The organism is Acidobacteriota bacterium, from assembly GCA_026393755.1.
Taxonomy (GTDB): Bacteria; Acidobacteriota; Vicinamibacteria; order Vicinamibacterales; family JAKQTR01; genus JBAXOX01.
On the sequence record JAPKZO010000009.1, the window covers coordinates 64103 to 70134 of the forward strand.

Genomic DNA, 6032 nt, shown 5'->3' on the forward strand with positions numbered 1-6032 from the left:
GCGCAAAGTGACCCGACCCACTTTCGCCACACGCTTAGTGCCCCGATTCCTAATTACGACCACGTTGCCATAATTAGGAATCGGGGCACTCAGTTCCGCCCGGTGCGGCCGAGCGGGAAGCCGAAATAGTCGCGCGCGTTGTCGAATGAGACGTTGCGCACCAACCGGCCGAGCAGATCCCGATCATCGGGCAGCATGCCCCGCCGAACGTCGTCGCCGATCACATTGCACAGCAGGCGCCGGAAGTACTCGTGCCTGGAGTACGACAGGAAGCAGCGCGAATCGGTCACCATCCCCACAAAACGCGAGAGGAGTCCCATGTTTGATAGCGCGTCCATCTGCGCTTTCATCCCGTCGAGTTGATCCAGGAACCACCAGGCGGATCCGTACTGCATCTTGCCGGGGACCGTGCCGTCCTGGAAGTTGCCGATCATCGCCGCCATCAGCGCGTTGTCGCGCGGGTTCAGGTTGTAGAGGATCGTTTTGGCGAGCTGGTTGGTGTCGTCGAGACGGTCGAGGAACCTCGACAGCGGCCGGGCGATCTCAAAGTCGCCAATCGAGTCGAAGCCCGTGTCCGGCCCGAGCGTCCGAAGCAGCCGCGTGTTGTTGTTGCGCAGGGCGCCGAGGTGGAACTGCTGAACCCAGCCGCGTGCGTGGTCGAGCCGCGCCAGCGTATAGAGCAACGCCGATTTCAGCTTGATCGCCGCGCCCGGATCGAGCACGCGACCGGCCCGCACCCGCTCAAACGACGCGCCAACCTCGACATCAGTCCAGCCTTCGGCGTACATCGTCTCGAGACCGTGGTCGGACGCGCGGCATCCCATCTCGTGGAAGAAGTCATGTCGTGACTTTATCGCGTCCAGAAGCGACGTCAGGCTCCCGCCGATGGCTTTTCCCGATGCCTGCTCGAGACGCGCGACCCAGGCGTTGAACGCCTCCGGGTTCTCGACGGCCAGCGCCTTGTCGGGCCGCCATGTCGGATAGACACGGGTGTCGGGATCGGATCGTGCCGCCAGCGTCTGATGATGCGCGAGCGAATCGACCGGGTCGTCGGTGGTACAGACGACGGCCACACGGAAGCCGCGCAACAATCCGAGCGTCGTGAACCCGTCCTCGTGCAATCGCTCGTTGCAGCGGTCGAACACCGCCCGCGCCGTCGCGGGCGAGAGGAGCGCGTCCACCCCAAACGGCCGACGCAATTCCATGTGGGTCCAGTGATAGAGAGGACTTCTGATGGCATCCGGCACGGTGCGCGCCCACGCCTCGAACTTCTCCCAGTCGGACGCGTCGCCGGTGCAGAAGCGCTCGGCGACGCCATTGGCCCGCATGGCCCGCCACTTGTAGTGGTCGCCGTCGAGCCAGATCTCGGTGATCGAACGGAATCGGTGGTTGGTCGCGATCTGCTCGGGCGAGAGGTGGCAGTGAAAGTCGATGATCGGCACGTCCCTGGCGTGCCGGTGGTACAGCTCGATCGCGCATTCGCTCTCGAGCAGGAAGTTGTCGTCCAGAAACGCGTTCATCGTCAGATCCCGCGAGCGGGCCGGTCGTCAAACGACACAGGTTCGAGTTTCGGCGCCAGCAGATGATGAACGACAAATGACGAGAGGTACGCCGACGCGCAAATCGCGAACAGGATAGCGTAGCCGCCCGTCACGTTGCCGGCCAGCTTGTACTGGTCGAGCAGCTTGCCGGAGAACCAGGGAAACAGGATGCCGCCAATCGAACCGGCCATCCCGCCCAAGCCCACAATGGTGCCGACGTCCTTCTTCGGGAAGGTGTCGGATGCCGTCGTGAACAGATTCGCCGACCACGCCTGGTGAGCGGCGCCGGCCAATCCAATCAGCAGTACTGCAGGCCAGTCGCCCACCTGGGTGACCCGGAGAATCGGCAGGACGCACAGCGCGAACAGGAACATCCCGGACTTCCGCGCCCGCGTCACACTCCAGCCCATGTTCTGCAGTTGCCCCGTCAGCCACCCGCCGGCGATGCTGAGGATCGTCACGATCACGTAGATTGTCACCAAGTGCACCCAGCTGTGCTTGATGTCGAGGCCGCGGGTCGCCTTGAAGTAATCGGGCAGCCAGATCAGGAAGAACCACCACACCGGGTCGGTCATGAATTTCGCGACGATGAACGCCCAGGTCTGCCGGTAGCCGAGCGCGCGCCGCCAGCCGATGGGCACGCTGCCCGACCCGCTCTCGTCCCGGTCGCTGTTGATGTAATCCAGTTCGGCCTTCGACAACCTGGCGCGCTTCTCCGGGACGTCATAGAACGGGATCCACAGCAGCATCCAGAGGAAGCCCATGATGCCCGCAAAGATGAACGCCCAGCGCCATCCCAGCGAAAACGCGATCGCCGGCACGAGCGCCGGCGCCACGATGGCTCCCACATTCGTCCCCGAATTGAAGATGGCCGTCGCCAGCGCCCGTTCGCGCTTCGGGAACCACAGGGCCACGGCCTTGATGGCTGCCGGGAAGTTGCCGCCCTCGCTCACGCCCAGGAAGACGCGTGCGCTGAAGAACCCGCCCACCGACGCCACGAGCGCGTGCGACATCGCCGCCACGCTCCACAACGCGATCGAGACGGCGTAGCCGATCTTGGTGCCGTAGCGATCGATGAACCAGCCGAACACAAAGAGCCCGACCGCATAGGCGCCCTGGAAGGCGGAATTGACGAGGCCGAACTGCTCGTTGCTCCACCCGAGTTCCTTGTCGAGTAACTCCTTGATGAGCGCCAGGATCTGGCGATCGATGTAGTTGATGGTGGTCGCCAGGAAAATCAGGCTGCAGATCACCCAGCGCAGGTGGCCCACGCGGCCCTTCGTTGTCTCGGTCATCCTGCTACCCCCTCCTACCCGGCGATCTCAAGCCGATCCGTCAGGCGGATGGCTCCGGTTTCTCGCTGGGGCCAGGTACCGACTCGGCTTCTTCGGTTCGCTGGCTGTGTTCAGCGCGCAGCAGGTGATCGCTCATCATGCGGCGGGCTCGTTCGGGATCGTGCACCTTGATCGCGAGATAAATACGGCGATGTTCCTCGGCCGCTTCTCTCAAGTCGTGGGCGCGGCCGATGGTCTGGCGCCGCTGCTGCCGGAACAACTCCGACACCATATCCACAAGTGACGAGACGATCGGGTTGTCGCACGCCGCCGCCACCGCGCGATGGAACGCGATGTCATGCAGCAGGAACGCCTGCGGATCGTCCATCGACGCGAACATGCCGGTGGTCTCGTCGCTGATGAGCACGAGTCGATCCGAGGTGGCCCTCTCGGCCGCCATGCCCGCCGCAGCCACTTCAAGCACCAGGCGCGCCTCGAACATCTGGTCCCGTGTGAATCCGTGCAGCGCGGCCTGGAAGCTGAGCGCGTCGGTGCCGAGCGCCGGCGGTCCGGCCGCGATGTACGACCCGGCACCGGGCCGGATCTGCACAACCCCGATCACCGCCAGCGATCGCAGACCGGCGCGCAGACTGGGTCGGCTCACCCCGAGTTGCTGGGCGAGTTCTCGCTCGGCCGGCAGCCGGTCGCCAGCCTTGAGCTCGCCCCGATCGAGCATGCCCCGAACATGCGTCACCACCAGGTGGGTCGCAGCGGATCCTTTGAATTCAGGCATAGTACCTCACGAATCGGTCAGACCAATTCGCAAAACAGCGCATAACAATTACACTCGCACCGCCGGTCTGTCAATGCCATCACTCTGACAGAATTCCCAGATTTGGGCCGTACAAATTGGAAGATGCACCAAGCGCCTGACAAGTCTTCATCGGGGTTGTCAGAACCAAATTGCCTCTTTTCGTTGACAGATGGTCTGTCCACTCAGGTATCTTCCATGGCCCTTGTCCTGTCGAATGAAGCAAGTGTCTGCCACGCCGGTGGAAGCCCGGTGGCTCCGACGCGGCACCCGTATGAGGTGGCATCCGGGGTCCAGAGAGGTACACGGCTGAATTCCGGCGTACGCCGCCACGGGCGCTTCCGACGTCGATCAGTAGACCACGTTGACGAGCGGCGTCTGCGGCGGATCGGGAAGTCGGTGGATGGTGTCCGCCAGTTTGTCGACACGGCGGACTGCTTCGATGGCGGGCTCGCGAAGCCTGGCGGCCAGCGCGTGATCCAATCGTGACGGTGCGCCTCCCTGATGGAAGTTGGTCACGGGTTTCGCGCTGCTGTACTGGATGCCTCCCAGATACTCGCCGTCCATCACGAACACCCGCACGTCCCAGAATCGTTCCTCCTGCAGCGTCGGCATGACTCGTTCGCAGAGAACGTAGTCGCCCAACCACTGTCTCGGCAGGTCCCCGGCATCGCCAATCTGCACGCCGTAGCCGCCCCAGCCGACCCTCGGCTTCAACACGAACCCGTACCCGAACAGATCGGGGTGCGCCGCGATCAGGTCGACGGCCTGCTGCGGCGTCTCCACGGGAAACGACTGTGCCACGCGGAAGTGACGGCTGCCCGCGAAATGGTCCTGGTAGCTGGCCTTGTCGCGCACGATTGTCCACACGCAATTCGGATTCACCACCAGCACGCCGGCCCGCTCGTAGGTCCACGGCAGACCGTACCACCAGCGGAAGATGCTGCCGGGCGAAACGATCCGGCCGTCCCGTGAGATCAGCGTCGCGCGGGGATCTTGATTGTCTTCAGCATCACAGATGGCCGGCTGAATGGTGAGGCGTGCGGCCAGGTGATGTCCGATGAACGGCGCATCCTCGCCCCCGTCTGGAAGCGGCTCTCCCCGCCGCCACAACAGGCAAGGCGGACCGTCGGCGCGATTCATGCGCCCGGCTGTCAGCGCAAACGGACGGTCGTCTCCGAAGAACTCGAGGTACTCGGTCATCATGTGCGACGATCGATTCGCATCGAGCAGCACAGGGATGCCGTCCCGGTCGATCATGAAATCAAGCCCGGCCCAGAGATAGTGGCGGACGGACGTATCGCTCATGACGCTCGCCCTCCTACGCACCGGGCGAGCAGGCGTAGGTGGTTGGATCCGCCACGCCAGCCGCGGCAAAGGCCGCCTGCCGGCGTCCGCACTTGATGCAGCGGCCGCAGTGCTCATGGCCGCGCGGATCGACGCACGACCAGGACGCAGCCAGCGCCTCCACGTCGCTCTGCTGAATGATCTGCGTCTTGGTCAGGTGAATGAACGGCGTCAGCACCCGCACGCGACGCCCTGTCGCCATCCCGAGCAGCGATTCACACGCGTCGAAGAAGGCGCGCGACCCGTCGCCGAAGTGATTGTCGGCAGTCGTACCGGTGGCCAGCACAAGGTCCGTCAGGTCGCGGAAGCGAATCGCCGCTGCCGTCAGCAGGGTGATGTTCCGCAGCGGGATCTCGAGGCGGCCCGGATCGTCGTCCTTACGCGGTATGCCTTCACCACTCATTCCCCAATGCGCCGACAGCAGCTCCCGAAGGGGGTACTCGACCTCGACGATCGACTCCAGTACGGGTTGCGTGAGTCGCGCACAACATCGCCTCAACGCAGCCGATTCGTGCGCTTCCCAGCGAAGGCCGCACCGCACGTGCAACGGAATCACGCCGGCGCCGGCAGCCAGGAGCCTGGGGATGAGCGCGGCCGTTTCGATCCCGCCTCCCGCCAGCACGACCACCCGCGTGCCGGGCACGAGGTCGGACGCCAGGAAGGAAATGGACATCTCGTCTCACCTCTACCTCAAGGAATATGGCACGTTCTGCACATTCCTGCACGAATTCGGGCGTCTCCCCTCGATCGTGGTGTCGCCGGGAGCCGGGGTCCCGGGGAGGTAGTGGTCTAGTTCGCCGCGCCGGTTCCCCTGCCTTGGCGCGGAGTTTGCCGGGGGTGAAGCCTTACCCGCTCAGCCATAGCGCCCGCAACCATGGATTCATCTCGGTCGGGCTGGCGTGTGCGCTGGCGCTAGTATCCATCGGAGTAACCCTTTTCCAACACGAACGAGAAGATTCCATCAGGAAGCCACAGTCTGGCGGTGAAGTTCGTGTAATGGGACTTGTCGAAGATGTCGCGGTAGTTAACCCGTCCTTGAACCCAGTACACCAATTCGCC

At 63.9% G+C, this 6032-nt stretch carries 5 protein-coding genes; all 5 read right to left on the reverse strand.

The window, feature by feature from the left end:
- Positions 1-89: 89 nt before the first annotated feature.
- Positions 90-1520, reverse strand: a complete 1431-nt coding sequence (gene uxaC, locus NTV05_04505) for a glucuronate isomerase (GenBank protein ID MCX6543658.1) — start codon at positions 1518-1520, stop codon at positions 90-92.
- A 2-nt stretch (positions 1521-1522) separates the two neighbouring features.
- Positions 1523-2836 (reverse strand): MFS transporter, encoded by a 1314-nt coding sequence (locus tag NTV05_04510; GenBank protein MCX6543659.1) that lies wholly within the window; start codon positions 2834-2836, stop codon positions 1523-1525.
- A gap of 40 nt (positions 2837-2876) precedes the next feature.
- Entirely contained in the window at positions 2877-3608 is a 732-nt protein-coding gene (locus NTV05_04515; protein ID MCX6543660.1) for a FadR/GntR family transcriptional regulator, read from the reverse strand.
- Positions 3609-3977: 369 nt separating this feature from the next.
- Positions 3978-4934, reverse strand: coding sequence for a hypothetical protein (locus NTV05_04520; protein ID MCX6543661.1), 957 nt, complete (start codon positions 4932-4934; stop codon positions 3978-3980).
- A 13-nt stretch (positions 4935-4947) separates the two neighbouring features.
- Positions 4948-5646 carry a 7-cyano-7-deazaguanine synthase gene (locus NTV05_04525; protein MCX6543662.1) on the reverse strand — a complete coding sequence of 233 codons (699 nt, stop codon included), beginning with the start codon at positions 5644-5646 and terminating at the stop codon, positions 4948-4950.
- Positions 5647-6032: the final 386 nt, after the last annotated feature.